The sequence below is a fragment of the uncultured Nocardioides sp. genome, from assembly GCF_947489365.1.
In the GTDB taxonomy this organism is placed as follows: Bacteria; Actinomycetota; Actinomycetes; order Propionibacteriales; family Nocardioidaceae; genus Nocardioides.
The window spans coordinates 15,177-31,312 of record NZ_CANLDB010000006.1; the positions used below are offsets into that span (position 1 = coordinate 15,177).

The following is a 16,136-nucleotide window of genomic DNA, read 5'->3' on the forward strand; positions in this document are numbered from 1 at the left end:
ACCGCCGAGCCTGTGCCGAGCCTGTGGGCCCGCGGCCGGGTCAGTCCCAGCCCCCGCGGCGCCCGCGCTTGACGTCGGAGCGGCGCTGCTTGGAGGCGAGGCGGCGCTCGACGGAGCCCCGGGTCGGTCGCGTCCGGCGGCGGGGCCGGGGCGGCGCGGCGGCGGCGTCGCGCAGCAGGCCGGCCAGGCGCTCCCTCGCGGCGCGGCGGTTGGCCAGCTGGGTGCGGTGCTCGCTCGCCGCGACGGTGACCACGCCCCCGACGAGCCGGTCGTCGAGCCGCTCCAGCATCCGCGAACGCAGGTCGTCCGGCACGGACGGCGAGCCGGCGAGGTCGAAGGACAGCTCGACGCGGCTGTCGGCGGTGTTGACGCCCTGCCCGCCGGGGCCCGAGGACCGCGAGAAGCGCTCGGACAGCTCGGCGTCCGGCACGAGGATGCGGGCGGTCACCCGGAGCCCGGTCCCGCCGCCCGGGGTGCTCATCCGACCCGGTCGGGCTCCACCGCGCCGGACGGGTCCTCCGAGGCGTCCGGCGAGGGCTCCGGGGACCGGGTGACCTCGGGGGCCGCGGGGGCCTTGAGCTGGAACTGCACGCTGCTGGGCTCGCCGGCGAGCGCCGCCGCCTCGACGGTGTAGTAGCCGGGCAGGGCCCAGTCGGTCGCGGGGCCGCACTCGTCGTCCGAGCGACGCCCGGACCACGGCACGACGACCTTCGTGGTCTTGTCGTTGCGGACGACGACCTGGCTGACCGGCACCGCGTCCGCGCACTGGCGCGTCGTCCAGATCTCGTCGTCGCCGGAGGTGATCTTCATCGTCAGGCTCTCGGCCGAGACGTCCCAGTAGCAGGCCGGGGACTCGACGGTGGTCACGTCGAGCCCGATCAGGACCCTGCTGTTGGCCGCCGGACGCCACACCGCGGGCTCCACGACGACGTCGCCGGGCTCGCAGTCACCCTCCGGCTCGGCCGGTGGCTCCTTCGTGGGCTTCTCCGACGCGCTCGGCTCCTCGGACGGCTCGCCGTCGCCCGCCTCCTCGGTGGGCGCCTCGGTCGACCCGGCGCTCTCCGTCTCCTCCGCCTCGGGGGTCGGCTCCGCGCTCTGGCTGGTGTCGGTGCCCACCTGCGCCACCGTGTCGCCGCCGTCCCCGCCGGCGCCCAGCAGCCGGGCGATCCCGAACACGAGCACGAAGGCCAGCGAGAGGACGAGCAGCCGCCGGAACCAGTACACCCGGGCCGGGAGCGGGCCCCGGGGCGTGGTGAGCGAGCTCATGGCCGCCACGGTAGTCAGCCGGAGGCCCCGGATCGTGGTGCCACACCGGGACCCGGCGAGGTGCCCGACTAGCCTCGGGCGACGTGGAGGACACCCTGGCCCGCGTGGTCGAGCCGGTGCTGCGCTGGTACGACGAGCACGCCCGCGTGCTGCCCTGGCGCGAGCCCGACGCGTCGGCCTGGTCGGTGATGGTCTCGGAGTACATGCTCCAGCAGACCCCGGTGGTCCGGGTCCTCCCGGTGCACACCGCCTGGCTCGAGCGGTGGCCGACGCCCGCGGACCTCGCCGCCGTCCCGACCGGCGAGGCCGTCCGCGCCTGGGGACGGCTGGGCTACCCGCGACGCGCCCTGCGGCTGCACGCCGCGGCGGTCGCGATCACCGAGCGCCACGGCGGGGAGGTGCCCAGCGACCTCGACGCGCTGCGCGCCCTGCCGGGGGTCGGGGAGTACACCGCGGCCGCCGTCGCCACCTTCGCCTTCGGCCGGCGTCACGTCGTGCTCGACACCAACGTGCGGCGCGTGATCGGCCGCGTCGTCACCGGCGTCGAGGCGCCCCCGGCGTCCCTGGCCCGCGCCGAGCGCGAGCTCGCCGCGGACCTCCTGCCCGACGACGAGCCGACCGCGGCGACCTGGTCGGTGGCGGTGATGGAGCTGGGTGCGCTGGTCTGCACCGCACGGGCGCCGGCCTGCGGGGCCTGCCCCGTGGCGGACGTCTGCGCGTGGCGCGCCGCCGGCCACCCGTCGTACGACGGACCGCGGCGGCGGCAGGCCTGGGACGGCACCGACCGCCAGTGCCGCGGCCGGCTCATGGCGGTGCTGCGCGACGCCGACGGTCCCGTGCACCTCTCCGCCCTCGAGGCCGCCTGGCCCGAGTCCGTCCAGCGCGAGCGCTGCCTCGAGGGGCTGGTCGCCGACGGCCTCGCCGTCCGCACCTCGGCGTCCACCGTCGCGCTCCCCCACTGAGGGTCGAGTCGGCGTTTTCTCCCTGTCCGACGACGTCGAGTCGGCAGTTTCTCCCGGGATCACCGGGAGGAACCGCCGACTCGACGTCCCTGTTACGGGACAAACTGCCGAGTCGACGAAGGGCCCGCCACCCCGGGTGGGGTGACGGGCCCTGCGTCAGACGAGCGGAGGTCGGGGACCTCAGCCCTCGTCGGACTCCTTGCGGATGTCGACCGGACCGTCGGCGTCCTCGGCGACCGCCTCGGCGGGCTTGTCGAGCTCGACGCCCGCGGTCTCCAGCGGGGGCATGTCGGGCACGCCGCCCACCTTCTGGCCGTCGAAGGTGAAGGTGGCCGTCGGCCCCTCGCCCTCGACGTCCACCACGATGATCTGGCCGGGACCGACCTCACCGAACAGCATCTTCTCGGCGAGGGTGTCCTCGATCTCGCGCTGCACGGTGCGGCGCAGCGGCCTGGCACCGAGCACGGGGTCGTAGCCCCGCTTCGCCAGCAGGTCCTTGGCGGCCTGCGTGAGCTCGATCGACATGTCGCGGTCCTTCAGGCGCAGCTCGACCGAGGCGATCATGTTGTCCACCATCGCGACGATCTGCTCCTCGCTCAGCGGCGGGAACACGATGATCTCGTCGACACGGTTCAGGAACTCGGGCCGGAAGTGGTTCTTCAGCTCCTCCGACACCTTCGTCTTCATCCGGTCGTACGAGCCGGCCGCGTCACCGGTCTGGGCGAAACCGAGGTTCACGCCCTTCGCGATGTCCCGCGTACCGAGGTTCGTGGTCATGATGATGACGGTGTTCTTGAAGTCGACCACGCGACCCTGGGAGTCGGTCAGACGACCTTCCTCGAGGATCTGCAGAAGGCTGTTGAAGATGTCTGGGTGCGCCTTCTCGACCTCGTCGAACAGGACCACCGAGAACGGCTTGCGGCGCACCTTCTCGGTGAGCTGGCCGCCCTCCTCGTAACCGACGTAACCGGGGGGAGAACCGAACAGCCGCGAGACGGTGTGCTTCTCGCCGAACTCGCTCATGTCGAGCTGGATGAGCGCGTCCTCGTCACCGAACAGGAACTCCGCCAGCGTCTTCGACAGCCACGTCTTGCCGACGCCGGACGGGCCGGCGAAGATGAACGAGCCGCCGGGACGCTTGGGGTCCTTCAGGCCGGCGCGGGTACGACGGATCGCCCGCGAGAGGGCCCGGACGGCCTCCTCCTGGCCGATGACCCGCTTGTGGAGCTCGTCCTCCATCTTGAGCAGACGGGTGGACTCGGCCTCCGACAGCTTGACGATCGGGATGCCGGTCGCCAGGGCGAGGACCTCGGCGATGAGCTCCTCGTCGACCTCGGCCACGACGTCCATGTCGCCGGCGCGCCACTGCTTCTCGCGGTCCGACTTGGCCAGGATGAGCTGCTTCTCCTCGTCGCGCAGGCGCGCGGCGGCCTCGAAGTCCTGCCCGTCGATGGCGGTCTCCTTGCGCTCGCGCACCTCGGAGATCTTGTCGTCGAACTCCCGCAGGTCGTCCGGCGCGGTCATCCGGCGGATGCGGAGGCGGGAGCCGGCCTCGTCGATGAGGTCGATCGCCTTGTCCGGCAGGAACCGGTCGGAGATGTAGCGGTCGGCCAGGGTCGCCGCCGACACCAGGGCGTCGTCGGTGATGGTGACGCGGTGGTGCGCCTCGTACCGGTCGCGCAGGCCCTTGAGCATCTCGATCGTGTGGTGGATCGAGGGCTCGGCCACCTGGATCGGCTGGAAGCGGCGCTCCAGGGCGGCGTCCTTCTCGAGGTACTTGCGGTACTCGTCGAGGGTGGTCGCGCCGATGGTCTGCAGCTCGCCGCGGGCCAGCATCGGCTTCAGGATCGAGGCCGCGTCGATGGCGCCCTCGGCCGCGCCGGCGCCGACGAGGGTGTGGATCTCGTCGATGAACAGCACGATGTCGCCGCGGGTGCGGATCTCCTTGAGCACCTTCTTGAGGCGCTCCTCGAAGTCACCGCGGTAGCGCGACCCGGCGACCAGCGCGCCGAGGTCGAGCGTGTAGATGTGCTTGTCCTTCAGCGTCTCCGGCACGGCGCCGCGGACGATGTCCTGGGCCAGGCCCTCGACGATCGTCGTCTTGCCGACGCCCGGCTCACCGATCAGCACGGGGTTGTTCTTCGTGCGGCGCGACAGGATCTGCATCACGCGCTCGATCTCCTGCTCGCGCCCGATGACCGGGTCGAGCTTGCCCTCGCGGGCCGCCTGGGTGAGGTTGCGCCCGAACTGGTCAAGGACCAGCGAGGACGACGGCGCGTCGCCGCTGCCGGACTGCGAGCCGGTCGCGGCGCCGGCGCTCTCCTTGCCCTGGAAGCCGCTCAGCAGCTGGATGACCTGCTGGCGGACCCGGTTCAGGTCGGCACCGAGCTTCTGGAGGACCTGGGCGGCGACGCCCTCGCCCTCGCGGATGAGGCCGAGCAGGATGTGCTCGGTCCCGATGTAGGAGTGACCGAGCTGCAGCGCCTCGCGCAGGGACAGCTCGAGCACCTTCTTGGCGCGCGGGGTGAAGGGGATGTGGCCGCTGGGCGCCTGCTGGCCCTGGCCGATGATCTCCTCGACCTGGGCGCGCACGGCCTCCAGCGAGATGTCGAGGCTCTCGAGCGCCTTCGCCGCGACACCCTCGCCCTCGTGGATGAGGCCGAGCAGGATGTGCTCGGTCCCGATGTAGTTGTGGGAGAGCATGCGGGCTTCTTCCTGCGCCAGCACGACCACCCGACGGGCTCGGTCCGTGAACCGCTCGAACATGTAGTGCTCCTCCGTGCTTGGAGAGAAAAGTTCTGCGACGTCGTCGGTGAGGACAACGGGGATTGACAGCCTACGTGTTCCGTACCCACGAGCGGGGTCCGTGCGCTGACGGCGAACAGGCCCCCGACTGCGTGAGTCGGGGGCCTGGGCCGTGCGGGGCCGCCAACCGGCCCCGGGATCGGTCGGTACGGGTGTCAGTGCGCGGCGTCGTACGCCTCGCGGACCTCGGTGGAGACGCGGCCGCGGTCCGGCACGTCCATGCCGTTCTCGCGCGCCCACTCGCGGACGTCCTTCGCGCTGGGGCCGTCGTCGGCGGAGGCGCGACGGGAGGGGGAGGTCGACTTGCGGGCGCCGCGGGTGCTGCCGGACTTCCGCGCGTGACCGACGTACGGCGCGAGGGCGTCACGGAGCTCGGAGGCGTGGGTGTCGTTCAGGTCGATCTCGTACGACGTGCCGTCCAGACCGAAGGAGACGGTTTCGACGGCAACCGATTCGTCGATGTCGTCGACGAGGGTGATGCTGACTTTCTGGGCCATTGGGGGCAGATCCTTCCGAAAGGTTTGTGGGTGGTGCTCGACCCCATGTCGGAATGACTATGGCAGAAAGCGCTCAGGCGTGCACATCGGAATGCGGAGAACACCCATGCACCATTTCCGAGACAATTCCCTGGCTTCGGCAATCACTTCCGTGACGCCCACCCGAATTCACCCTTTCGGGCGTCTCCCGGTGTTGCGACGGTGCACCAGCTCGAGACCGCGCAGCGTCAACCACGGGTCGTGGTCGGTGACGCAGGAGCAGTCGTCGACGACGAGCGGGGCGAGGTGGCCGGTGGCCACCACCGTGGTGCGGGCGGGGTCGAGACCCTGCTCGGCGACGACCCGGGCGACCAGGCCCTCGACCTGGGCGGCGGCGCCGTACAGGACGCCGGACTGCAGCGCCTCCACGGTGTTGCGGCCGACAACCGTCGCGGGCCGGACCAGCTCGACCTCGCGCAGCTGCGCGGCGCGGTGGCGCAGGCCGTCGAGGGAGGTCCGCAGGCCGGGGGCGATGACGCCGCCGACGTAGGTGCCCTCGCCGGTGACGACCTCCAGGCACGTGGCGGTGCCGAGGTGGACGACGACGACCGGGGCGCCGTACCGGGTCAGGGCGGCGAGCGCGTCGGCGACGCGGTCGGCGCCGACCTCGCGGGGGTTGTCGGTGCGGACCGGGATGCCCGTGCGCACGCCGGGCTCGACCACCACGCACGGCACGTCGGCCAGGTGGGTGGCGAGCATCTCCCGCCACTCGGCGAGGATCGACGGCACCGCGGAGCCGACGACCACCCCGGTCACGCGTGACCGCTGCTCGGCGAGCAGCCCGGAGACCAGCACCCACCACTCGTCGGCGGTGCGCGCCTCGCTGCTGGTCAGGCGCCAGTGCCCGAGCACCTCGCCGTCCGCGAGGAGGCCGAGGTCGGTGCGGTCGTTGCCGATGTCTGCGCAGAGCACCGGGCCGTCGGCCGCGGCGACCTGGCTCACGCCGGGGCCCGGAGGTCCATGGCGATGTCGAGCACGGGCGCGGAGTGCGTGAGCGCCCCGACCGCGAGCAGGTCCACCCCCGTCTCGCCGACCGCGCGGGCAGCGGCGAGGTCGAGCCCGCCGGAGGCCTCGAGCCGGGCCGGGGCACGGCCGGCGCGGGCGGCCGCCTCACGGTTCAGCCGGACCGCCTCCGCCGTCGTGTCCACGTCCATGTTGTCGAGGAGCACGTCGGTGCAGTCGGTGCGCTCCACGAGGTCGACGAGCTGCTCGAGTGTGGTGACCTCGACCTGTACCGGGAGGTCGGGGTGGGCGGACCGGACCAGCGCGTAGGCGTCGACCACGCCGCCGGCGGCCAGCACGTGGTTGTCCTTCACCAGCCCCTGGTCGGACAGGTCGCGGCGGTGGTTGAGCCCGCCGCCGGCGCGGACGGCGTACTTGGCGAGCGAGCGGAGGTGCGGGACGGTCTTGCGTGTGTCGCGGACCCGGGCGCCGGTGCCGTCGAGGGCGGCGACCCACGCGGCGGTCGCGGTCGCGATCCCGGAGAGGTGACCGAGGTAGTTCAGCGCCGTCCGCTCGGCGGTGAGCAGCAGGGCGGTAGCGCCGGTGACGGTGAGGACGACGTCGCCGCGGACGACCGCCTCGCCGTCGGCGGCACCGCGGACGACCTCCACCTCGGCGCCGAGCACGTGACGGAACACCAGCTCCGCCACCGCGAGGCCCGCGAGCGTGCCGGGGGCACGGGCGACGAGGTCGGCGGTCTCGACCTGGTCGGCGGGGATGGTCGACCAGCTGGTGACGTCGACGCCGCCCGGGAGGTCCTCGGCGACGGCGGCGACCACGGAGGCGTGCACCGTCGCGGGGTCGAGCCCCGCGGCGGACAGCTCGTCGAGCAGGGCGGGCGGCAGGGCGTCGTACGACGGGGCGGCGATCGCGCGGACCGTCTCGGGCGGGGTCATCGGGCTCATGTCGGGGCGGCCGGGGTCGGCGCGGTCCGGGCGGCGACGGCGGCAGGGTCCGTGGGCACGGCGCGGACGACGTCGGTCTCGAGCACCCCGGCGGCGAGGGTGAGGTCGAGGTGGCCGGACCAGTGCTCGTCGTCGCGGTCGGGGTGGTCCTCGCGCCAGTGCGAGCCGCGGGTCTCCTCGCGGCGGGCGGCGGCCGTGAGCAGGCCCGTGGCGACGGTGAGCAGGTTCGTGGTCTCCCACGCGGCCATGTCCGGGGTGACGTCCGGGGCGGGGGCGTCGGCCGCGAGGTCGGCGAGGGCGTCGGCGCCGGCGGCCAGGCCGTCGGCGGTGCGCAGGACGCCGGCCCGCGCGGTCATCACGGCCTGGAGCTCCGCCCGGACACCGCCGTCGACGAGGCCCGGCTCCCGCGTCTCGGCGGCGGGGGTGCGCCAGGCCCCGAGCTCGCCGGGCAGCACCTGGGCGATGCGGCGGGAGAACACGAGCCCCTCGAGCAGGGAGTTGGAGGCGAGGCGGTTGGCGCCGTGCACGCCGGAGCAGGCGACCTCACCGGTCGCGTAGAGGCCGGGGACGCCGGTGCGCCCCCACAGGTCGACCGCCACGCCGCCCGAGGCGTAGTGGCAGGCGGGGGCGACGGGCAGCAGGTCGGTGACGGGGTCGATGCCGTGCTCGCGGGCGACCCGGGAGATGGTCGGGAAACGGCGCTCCCACGTCCCGGCGCCGAGGTGGCGGCCGTCGAGCCAGAGGTGGTCGTGGCCCTCCTCGAGCATCCGCCGGGTGATCGCCTTGGCGACCACGTCGCGCGGGGCCAGGTCGGCCAGGGGGTGCACCCCGGTCATGAGCCGCTGCCCGGCGTGGTCGACGAGGAACGCGCCCTCGCCGCGGACCGCCTCGGAGACCAGCGGCTGCTGGCCCAGCGCGCCCTCCCCGAGGTGCAGCATCGTGGGGTGGAACTGGACGAACTCCAGGTCCCGCAGCCGCGCCCCGGCCCGCAGAGCGAGCGCGGTGCCGTCGCCGGTGGCGACGGTGGGGTTCGTCGTCCGGGAGAAGACCTGGCCCAGCCCCCCGCTGGCGAGGACGACGGCCCGGCAGCGCACGGCGCCGACGCCGTCGCGCTGCCCCTCCCCCATCACGTGCAGGGTGACGCCGGCGACGCCGGTGCCGACCCGGCCGACCTCGCCGTCGAGGAGCAGGTCGAGGGCCAGGGCGTGCTCGACGACCTCGATCTCGGGGGCGGCGTGGACGGCGGCGATCAGCGCGCGGGAGATCTCGGCGCCGGTGGCGTCGCCGCCCGCGTGGGCGATCCGGTCGCGGTGGTGGCCGCCCTCGCGGGTCAGCGACAGCCCGCCGTCGGCGTCGTGGTCGAAGACGGTGCCGAGGGCGATGAGCTCCCGGACCGCGTCGGGTCCCTCGACGACGAGCGCGCGGACGGCGTCCACGTCGCAGCCTCCCGCCCCGGCGGTGAGGGTGTCCGCCTCGTGCTGCGCGGGGCTGTCCCCGGGGCCGAGGGCCGCGGCGATGCCGCCCTGTGCCCAGCGGGTCGAGCCGGCGTCGAGGACGTCCTTGGTGACCACCAGGACGCGTGGCCCCGGGGCGTCGTCCGGGCGGGGACCCAGCGCCGCGTGCAGCCGCAGCGCCGCGGTGAGGCCCGCGATCCCCGAGCCGACCACGACCACGTCGGCGTACGTCGTCCAGCCCGGCGCCGGGGCGCTGAGCCGCGCGGGGAGCCGGGCGGGCGGCCGTGCGGCGTCGGGGGTCACGGTCGGCAGGCTAGCGAGCGGCCGTCACGTCGCCGCGCACGAGCGGCGTCCCGGACCCGGTGCCGGGCAGCACCTCGGCCGGGTCGGAGCCGGTGCCGACGATGCGGTTCTCGGCGTCCACGAACACCACGTGGGGCTGGTGCTCGCGGGCCTCCGCGGTCTCCATGTGGCCGTAGGCGATGAGGATGACGAGGTCCCCGGGCTGCACGAGGCGGGCGGCGGCGCCGTTGATGCCGATCACGCCGGAGCCCCGCTCGCCCGCGATCGTGTAGGTCTCCAGGCGGGCGCCGTTGGTGATGTCGACGATGTGCACCTGCTCGCCGGGCAGGAGGTCGGCGGCGTCGAGGAGGTCCTCGTCGACGGTCACCGAGCCGACGTAGTGCAGGTCGGCCTGCGTGACCGTGGCGCGGTGGATCTTGCTGGTCATCATCGTGCGGAGCATCAGGGGGTCTCCTGCTCAGGGGTGGGCTGGCCGGTGGGGTGGTCGGTGGGGTCGTCCGTGCCGCCGAGGGTGAGCGGCAGGGTGTCGATGAGGCGGGTGGTCCCGACGCGGGCGGCGACGAGGAGCCGGGCGTCCCCGGCCCCCGGTGCGTCGGACAGGTCCGGGGCGACCAGGGCCAGGTAGTCGAGCTCGACGCCTGGCTCGGCGTCGAGCACGGCGAGGGCCGCGCGCCGGGCGGCGTCGGCGCCGTGGTGCCCGGCGTCCGCGGCGGCCCGCAGGGCGGTCGAGAGGGCGAGCGCAGCGGCGCGCTGGTCGGGGTCGAGGTAGCGGTTGCGCGAGCTGAGCGCGAGCCCGTCGGGCTCGCGGCGGGTGGGCACGGTGACGACGTCGACGCCGAGCGCCAGGTCGAGCGACATCCGCCGGACGAGCGTCTGCTGCTGGAAGTCCTTCTCCCCGAACACCGCGACGTCGGGGCGGACGAGGCCGAACAGCTTGGCCACGACGGTGAGGACGCCGGCGAAGTGGCCCGGCCGCGACGCGCCCTCGAGGACGTCGCCCAGCGGGCCGGGGTGCACGGTGACCTGCGGCCGTCCGCCGGGGTAGACCTCGTCGACCGCGGGGGCGAGGACGGCGTCGACGCCGTGGGCGGCGCAGGTCGCGAGGTCGGCGTCGAGGGTGCGGGGGTAGCGGTCGAGGTCCTCGCCCTCGCCGAACTGCAGCGGGTTGACGAAGACGGTCACGACCACGGTGCCGCGGGGGCCGGCCAGGGTGCGGGCGTGGTCCATGAGGTCGGCGTGGCCGTCGTGCAGCGCGCCCATGGTCGGCACGAGGACGACGGGCCCCTCGGCGCGGCGGGGTGCGAGGTGCTCCGCGAGCGCGGCGGCGGTGTCGAGCAGCAGCGGGTCGGTGGTCACCGTGGTGGTCGTCGTGGTGGTCACCGGGTCGCCCCCACGGGCGCGTCGCCCAGCAGCCGGCGCAGGCGGTCGGCGCGGGGGCCGGTGACCCGGCCGTCCGCCTCCGCGCGGACGAGGGTGGCGCGCGCCAGGGCGGCGTACGACGCCAGCGCCTGCGGGGCGTCCTCGGCGAGCCCGGCGAGGTGGCCGGCGACGGTGCCGGTGTCACCGCGGACGACGGGGCCGGTGAGCGCGGCGTCCCCGTGCTCCAGCGCGCCCTCGAGGGCGGCGCGCAGCAGCGGGCCGAGCAGGGCGGCCGGGTCGTCGACCCCGGCGGCGGCGAGGGTCTCGCGGGCCTCGGCGACGAGGGTGACGAGGTGGTTCGCGCCGTGGGCGAGTCCTGCGTGGTAGAGCGTGCGGTGCACCTCGTCGACGTACGTCGCGGTGGCGCCGAGCGCGGAGACGACCTGCGCGGCGAGAGCGCGCTCCCCCGGACCGGCGGTGACGCCGACGACGGACCCGCGCAGGCGCTCGCGGTCGACGGCGGTGCCGGTGAAGGTCATGGCGGGGTGCAGGGCCACGGGCCGGGCGCCGAGGGCGGTGGCCGCGTCGAGGACCGCCAGCCCGTGGCGCCCGGAGGTGTGGACGACGTACTGGCCCTCGCGGACGGAGCCGCCGGCCACCAGGACCTCGACCAGCCCGAGGAGGGCGTCGTCCGGCACGGCGAGCACCAGCACGTCGCAGGCCTCGGCGACGGCGGCGGGTGCCAGGACGGGCACCCCGGGCAGCAGGTCGCGCGCCCGGGCCTGGGAGGCGGCCGAGTCACCGGAGACGCCGACGACGTCGTGGCCCGCGGCGGCCAGCGCCGCGCCGAGGACGGCGCCGACACGGCCGGCGCCGACGAGGCCGACGCGGCGGACGGGGCCCCGGTCGGAGCGGGTCGTGGGCGCGGCGGGGCGCGCGGTGGAGCGGTGGTGCGTCATCAGGACCTCTCGCTGCAGTCCCTCCGACCACCCCCGACGGCGCCGGGGGCCGGGATGGGTACCGGACGAGCACTTGCGTGACGAGTGCGGTGCCAACCGTAGTGCGGCCCTCCGGGAGGGGGTAGGCGGATCCGGTGTGACGCTCGCGACTCCGTATCGTCGTCCGCGATGACGACCAGCCTGGGGATGCCGTCGTTGCCCCCGCCGAGCGAGCCCACCTGGAAGCAGGCGTGGGACACCGCGCTGTTCTCCGACGACGGCTGGCTGCGCCGGCAACCGGCCGTGCTGCGCCACCCGCGCGGGCCGCTGGTGGAGCTCGTCGCCCGCCACACCCCTGACGAGGTGGTGCTGCTCGGCGCGGCCGGCGCGCTGGCGCCCGACCTGGCCGCGGCCCTGCCGGGGACGTCGGTGCGCTTCGACCTGCCGGAGCGTTTCGGTGGGCTGGTGCTGGCCGTGGACTGGCTGTCCCACGTGCCCGCCCACGTGGTCCAGGTGGCCGAGGACGGCTACCCGGTCTTCGTCCACGTGGACCCGTTGTCGGGCCGCGAGCGGCTCGGCGGGCGGCTGAACGAGACGACGGTGCCGCAGAGCATCGGCCGCTGGCTCACCGACTGGTGGCCGGTCGCCGACCACGGGATCGGCGCCCGCGCCGAGGTCGGCACCGGACGGGACGCCGCCTGGCGCGACGTCGTACGACGGCTCGCCGGCGGCCGCGCACTCGCGGTCGACCCCGGACACGAGGCCGACTCCCGGCCGCGGCTGGGGTCGCTGCACTCCCCCGCACCGGCGCAGGTCGGCTCGCTGGTCCCCGACGGGCAGCGCGACCTCGCCGCCGGCGTCGCGTGGGACGCGGTGGCCGCCGCGGTGGGCGGCCGGGTCGTCCACGACGGCCCGCTGTCGCGGGTCGAGTCGGCCTGACCGGCCGCTAGCCTCGCCGGGTGCGCCTGCTCCCCCGCTCGATGCGCGTCCACCGCGCGCCCCTGGTGTCCGTCGTGGTGCCGGCGTACGGCGTCGAGGCGTGGCTGGGTGAGTGCCTGGACAGCCTGCTCGCCCAGGAGCACCGGGCGCTGGAGGTGGTCGTGGTCGACGACGGGTCGCCCGACCGCAGCGCTGCGATCGCGGAGGGCTACGCCGCCCGGGACGACCGGGTGCGGGTCGTCCGCCGACCCAACGGCGGCCTGGGCGCGGCCCGCAACACGGGCGTCGCGTCGGCGACGGGTGAGTACCTGGCCTTCGCCGACTCCGACGACGTCGTCCCGCCGGCGGCGTACGCGACGCTCGTGGCGGCGCTGGAGCGGAGCGGGTCGGACTTCGCGACGGGCTCGTGCGTGCGCTGGGAGTCCGACGGCCTGCACGAGCCGCCGTGGATGCGGCGGCTGCACACCCCGCCGCGGCGCGGCGCCACGGTCGCGGAGCACCCGGAGCTGCTCGGCGACGTCTTCGCGTGGAACAAGCTGTTCCGCCGCTCGTGGTGGGACGCGCAGGGCCTGTCCTGGCCGGAGGGCGTGCGCTACGAGGACCAGCCGACCACCACCCGGGCGTTCCTGGCCGGGCGCTTCGACGTGCTGGACGAGGTCGTCTACCACTGGCGGATCCGCGCCGAGGGCACGTCGATCACCCAGCAACGCTCCTCGCTGGCGGACCTACGGGACCGGGCAGCGACCAAGCTCGACTCGCTCGCCGCGGTGCGCGCCCACGGCGACCCGGACGTCGAGGCGGTCTTCGTCGACCGGGTGCTCGCGGGCGATCTCCACCGCTACTTCGTGGAGATCCCCGGCTGCGACGACGCCTGGTGGCACCTGCTGCGCGGGATGGTCGCCGACATCTGGACCGACCGGTCGCTGGTCGACTCCGGGCTGCCGCCCGTCCACCGCCTCGTCGGCTGGCTGGTCGAGCAGGACCGTCGCGAGGACGCCGCGGCGGTGATCCGGTGGTTCCTCGCCCTCGACGGCCCCGCCCCGCGCGCGGGCCGGCGGCTCGCCGTACCGCCCGAGGTCCTGGACCCGGCGTCGGTGCCGCCGTCCGCGCTCGCCGTACGCCCCCACGAGTAGCCGAGTCGGCCCCGGACGCACCCCCACAGCACGCCGAGTCGGCCCGAACGCCTCTGTCTCGGGCCGACTCGAGCGTCCTCAGGCTCACCTTCGGGCCGACTCGGCACCCTCCTGGCGCACGTTCGGGCCGACTCGGCGCCCCGACGGCGCACGTTCGGGCCGACTCGGCGCCCTCCCGGCGCACGTTCGGGCCGACTCGGCTCAGATCCGGACGTCGCGGTGCCAGGACTGGGTCCGGTACGTCGTCTCCCAGCCCATCGAGGTGTAGAGGCCGTCGGCGCCGGTCGGGGAGTCGGCGTCGACCTCGAGGCCGACCCGGTCGCGGCCGCGGCGGGCGGCGTCGGCGATGACGGTGCGGAGCAGGCCCTTCGCGACACCGCGGCCGCGGGCGTTCTCGAGGACGCCGATGTAGTCGACGTACGACGCGTTCGGGCCGTCGGCGTTCTCCACGATCGTGCCGACCAGGGCCCCCGCGGGGGTGCGCTCCTCGCCGTCGACGATCTCGGCGAGCCACCAGTGGTGCCAGCGGTGGCCGGGGTCCTCCCGCAGCCGGTGCAGGAACTCCCCGAAGCTCTCCTCCCGGGAGTTGAAGTGGTCGAGGAACGCGCTCTCGAGGACGTCGTGGACGGCGCGGAGGTCGTCCTCCTCCGGCATGTCGCTGCCCTCCCGGTCGACGAGGCGGACGACGACGCCGCCGTCCTCCCAGTGCGCCGGGTCCTCGACGAGGTCGCCCTCCTCGGCGGTGACCGGGCGGCTCATCTGCCACCAGGTGCGGGTGTGGCTGAAGCCGGCGGCGGCGAACCACCGGTGCTGCCGCTCGTCGTCCACGAACGCGCCGGCGTCGATCTGCTGGACCTCGAGCTCCCGCGCCTCCCCGAGCTTGCGGGCCTGCGCCTCCGCCCAGCCGAGCAGGACCTCGCTGCAGCGCTCCGCGTCGGCCTCGGCCAGGTCACGGGCGACCACGTGGTCGTAGATCATCCGGTTGACCGCCCGGTCCTGCGCGGAGCCCCAGGCGCGGACCGCGCCGGTGGGGTCACGCAGCACCAGGTTGGCGTGGGTGAGCTCGCTCGCGGGCGAGCAGCGCATCGCGACGTCGTCCTCGCCCGCGCCGGCGTAGCCGCGGGCCGCCTCCTCGTGCGCCCGCAGCAGCGCCACGAGCTCGTCGGTCAGCGCGGCCGACCCGGTGCCGGGGTCCTCGACGGTCCACCCGTCGGGCAGCGTCGGCCGCTCCGGGGTGACCTCGTCGAGGTCCTGGGCGAACCGGGTGTCCTCGGGCAGGTCGTCCGTCGTCACGCCGCACGATCATGCCGTACGGCGTCCCCGGCCGGGGTCGGGCCTCAGGCTCGGCGGCGGCCGCCGGGCTCGGAGCGCCACAGGAGCAGCTCGTGGCGCAGCCCGTCCCGCTCGACCTCGAGGGCGTTGATGCGGGTGTTCGCCTCGGCGAGGGACTCGGCGGCGCTGGCCCGCTCGGCGGAGAGCCGGCTCTCGAGCGAGTCGGCGCGGGTGGCCTGCTCGCGGGCGAGCAGCTCGGTGCCCTCGAGGCGGTCGCGGGTCACGTCGAGCTCGGCCTCGATGGCGGCGAGACGACGCTCGCGGCGGTCGAGGGCTGCCTCGTGGGCGTGCACGGTGGCGAGGTGCTCGGCGGCGGTGCTCTCCGCGTCGTCGAGGCGACGGCGCATCGAGGCGGTGAACGCGGTGCTCTCGGCGACACGCTCGTCGGTGATGCCGCGGTACTCCTTGGCCAGCCGGGCGCGCTCGGCGCCGGCCTCGCGGCGGGACAGCAGCAGCTCGAGGTGGGTGGAGCGGGTCGCGGCGGCGCCCAGGGCGAGCACCAGCAGGCCGGCGGCGACCGGCCAGGGGGTGGCGGTGTCCAGCACGACCACGGCGACGACGGCGCCCACGGCGACCAGGGTCGCGAGGACCAGCAGCACCACGGCCCCGACGAGCCGGCCGCTCCGGGGACGACGACGGGCCGCGGAGGCGGTGGCGGCGGTGGGAGCGGAGGAGGCGGGCTTCCTGGGGGCGGCGCTGGCGGTGGCCATGCCCGCAGGCTAGGCGTCCGGGTCCTCGGATCGGACGCGACACGCACGCTCGAGCAGCAGTCCTGCGACCACCACGGCCGCGGCGGCGACCGCGGCCGCCAGCGACCGCGCGAGGCGCTGGTCGGCCAGCTCGGTGCCGAGGCCGACCCACGACAGCGCGTACCCGGCGTACCCCCCGGCGACCAGGGCGCCGCCGACGGCGCAGGCACGGGCCATCACGAGCCGGTTCACGGCCCGGTGCGGCTCCAGGCGGCGGCCCGTCCGGTGCGCGTCGGTGAGCGTACGGCGGGTGGCCACGGCGGTCAGGGCGAGGATGCCGGCGACCACGCCGAGCACCAGGACCGACGCCCAGGGCACGAGGGGCGGGACGACGTCGAGCGCCGCGGACCCGGGGCGCACCAGCCAGCCGAGGAGCAGGCCCACGGCGACCGCCGAGGCGGGGGCGGCCGGCCCCAGCGGGCGCATGGCCCGCGGGTCGGGCCCGTCGGGGTC

Annotated in this window: 16 protein-coding genes; 3 read left to right on the forward strand and 13 right to left on the reverse strand. The window is 75.2% G+C overall.

Annotated features, from left to right (window positions below; all coding sequences use genetic code 11):
• Positions 1-40: 40 nt before the first annotated feature.
• Positions 41-448 (reverse strand): alternative ribosome rescue aminoacyl-tRNA hydrolase ArfB, encoded by a 408-nt coding sequence (gene arfB, locus Q0858_RS16055; RefSeq protein WP_366916019.1) that lies wholly within the window; start codon positions 446-448, stop codon positions 41-43.
• 29 nt (positions 449-477) lie between these two features.
• Complete coding sequence (locus Q0858_RS16060; protein WP_299056500.1) at positions 478-1,266, reverse strand: hypothetical protein; 789 nt, start codon at positions 1,264-1,266, stop codon at positions 478-480.
• A gap of 83 nt (positions 1,267-1,349) precedes the next feature.
• Between Q0858_RS16060 and Q0858_RS16065 the strand changes: the two genes are divergently transcribed.
• Entirely contained in the window at positions 1,350-2,228 is an 879-nt protein-coding gene (locus tag Q0858_RS16065) for an A/G-specific adenine glycosylase (RefSeq protein WP_299056503.1), read from the forward strand.
• 180 nt (positions 2,229-2,408) lie between these two features.
• On the opposite strand, the gene Q0858_RS16070 is transcribed toward Q0858_RS16065, so the two are convergent.
• From Q0858_RS16070 to Q0858_RS16105, 8 genes are all read right to left on the reverse strand, one after another.
• Positions 2,409-4,994, reverse strand: coding sequence for an ATP-dependent Clp protease ATP-binding subunit (locus Q0858_RS16070; RefSeq protein ID WP_299056505.1), 2,586 nt, complete (start codon positions 4,992-4,994; stop codon positions 2,409-2,411).
• Between the two features lie 194 nt (positions 4,995-5,188).
• Positions 5,189-5,530 (reverse strand): Lsr2 family protein, encoded by a 342-nt coding sequence (locus Q0858_RS16075; protein ID WP_299056507.1) that lies wholly within the window; start codon positions 5,528-5,530, stop codon positions 5,189-5,191.
• 168 nt (positions 5,531-5,698) lie between these two features.
• Positions 5,699-6,511, reverse strand: coding sequence for a type III pantothenate kinase (locus Q0858_RS16080; RefSeq protein ID WP_299056509.1), 813 nt, complete (start codon positions 6,509-6,511; stop codon positions 5,699-5,701).
• Positions 6,508-7,467, reverse strand: a complete 960-nt coding sequence (nadC, locus tag Q0858_RS16085) for a carboxylating nicotinate-nucleotide diphosphorylase (RefSeq protein ID WP_299056512.1) — start codon at positions 7,465-7,467, stop codon at positions 6,508-6,510. The genes Q0858_RS16080 and nadC overlap by 4 nt, the downstream gene beginning before the upstream one ends.
• A gap of 5 nt (positions 7,468-7,472) precedes the next feature.
• Entirely contained in the window at positions 7,473-9,233 is a 1,761-nt protein-coding gene (locus tag Q0858_RS16090) for an L-aspartate oxidase (RefSeq protein WP_299056514.1), read from the reverse strand.
• A 10-nt stretch (positions 9,234-9,243) separates the two neighbouring features.
• Positions 9,244-9,675 carry an aspartate 1-decarboxylase gene (gene panD, locus Q0858_RS16095; RefSeq protein WP_299056517.1) on the reverse strand — a complete coding sequence of 144 codons (432 nt, stop codon included), beginning with the start codon at positions 9,673-9,675 and terminating at the stop codon, positions 9,244-9,246.
• Complete coding sequence (panC, locus tag Q0858_RS16100; RefSeq protein ID WP_299056519.1) at positions 9,675-10,613, reverse strand: pantoate--beta-alanine ligase; 939 nt, start codon at positions 10,611-10,613, stop codon at positions 9,675-9,677. Before panC ends, panD begins: the two co-directional genes overlap by 1 nt.
• The gene (locus Q0858_RS16105; protein WP_299056521.1) at positions 10,610-11,551 is read right to left on the reverse strand and encodes a Rossmann-like and DUF2520 domain-containing protein; all 942 of its coding nucleotides are present in this window, start codon (positions 11,549-11,551) and stop codon (positions 10,610-10,612) included. Before Q0858_RS16105 ends, panC begins: the two co-directional genes overlap by 4 nt.
• Positions 11,552-11,719: 168 nt before the next feature.
• Between Q0858_RS16105 and Q0858_RS16110 the strand changes: the two genes are divergently transcribed.
• Together Q0858_RS16110 and Q0858_RS16115 are read left to right on the forward strand one after the other, a co-directional pair.
• Entirely contained in the window at positions 11,720-12,469 is a 750-nt protein-coding gene (locus Q0858_RS16110; protein ID WP_299056524.1) for a hypothetical protein, read from the forward strand.
• Between the two features lie 20 nt (positions 12,470-12,489).
• Positions 12,490-13,602, forward strand: a complete 1,113-nt coding sequence (locus tag Q0858_RS16115; protein WP_299056526.1) for a glycosyltransferase — start codon at positions 12,490-12,492, stop codon at positions 13,600-13,602.
• Between the two features lie 201 nt (positions 13,603-13,803).
• Here Q0858_RS16115 and Q0858_RS16120 read toward each other — a convergent pair whose 3' ends face one another.
• From Q0858_RS16120 to Q0858_RS16130, 3 genes are read right to left on the reverse strand one after another with little or no spacing between them, the layout of a single operon-like run.
• The gene (locus Q0858_RS16120) at positions 13,804-14,895 is read right to left on the reverse strand and encodes a GNAT family N-acetyltransferase (RefSeq protein WP_299056529.1); all 1,092 of its coding nucleotides are present in this window, start codon (positions 14,893-14,895) and stop codon (positions 13,804-13,806) included.
• A gap of 44 nt (positions 14,896-14,939) precedes the next feature.
• Positions 14,940-15,644, reverse strand: coding sequence for a hypothetical protein (locus Q0858_RS16125; RefSeq protein ID WP_299056532.1), 705 nt, complete (start codon positions 15,642-15,644; stop codon positions 14,940-14,942).
• A 9-nt stretch (positions 15,645-15,653) separates the two neighbouring features.
• On the reverse strand, positions 15,654-16,109 hold the full coding sequence (locus Q0858_RS16130; RefSeq protein WP_299056534.1) for a DUF3180 domain-containing protein: 456 nt from the start codon (positions 16,107-16,109) through the stop codon (positions 15,654-15,656).
• Positions 16,110-16,136: the final 27 nt, after the last annotated feature.

Coding starts and splice junctions, on each gene's coding strand:
- Q0858_RS16060 (WP_299056500.1), bottom strand. CDS start 1,266: ATGAGCTCGCTCACCACGCCCCGGGGCCCGCTCCCGGCCCGGGTGTAC.
- Q0858_RS16125 (WP_299056532.1), bottom strand. CDS start 15,644: ATGGCCACCGCCAGCGCCGCCCCCAGGAAGCCCGCCTCCTCCGCTCCC.
- Q0858_RS16070 (WP_299056505.1), bottom strand. CDS start 4,994: ATGTTCGAGCGGTTCACGGACCGAGCCCGTCGGGTGGTCGTGCTGGCG.
- panD (WP_299056517.1), bottom strand. CDS start 9,675: ATGCTCCGCACGATGATGACCAGCAAGATCCACCGCGCCACGGTCACG.
- Q0858_RS16105 (WP_299056521.1), bottom strand. CDS start 11,551: ATGACGCACCACCGCTCCACCGCGCGCCCCGCCGCGCCCACGACCCGC.
- nadC (WP_299056512.1), bottom strand. CDS start 7,467: ATGACCCCGCCCGAGACGGTCCGCGCGATCGCCGCCCCGTCGTACGAC.
- Q0858_RS16130 (WP_299056534.1), bottom strand. CDS start 16,109: ATGCGCCCGCTGGGGCCGGCCGCCCCCGCCTCGGCGGTCGCCGTGGGC.
- Q0858_RS16075 (WP_299056507.1), bottom strand. CDS start 5,530: ATGGCCCAGAAAGTCAGCATCACCCTCGTCGACGACATCGACGAATCG.
- Q0858_RS16110 (WP_299056524.1), top strand. CDS start 11,720: ATGACGACCAGCCTGGGGATGCCGTCGTTGCCCCCGCCGAGCGAGCCC.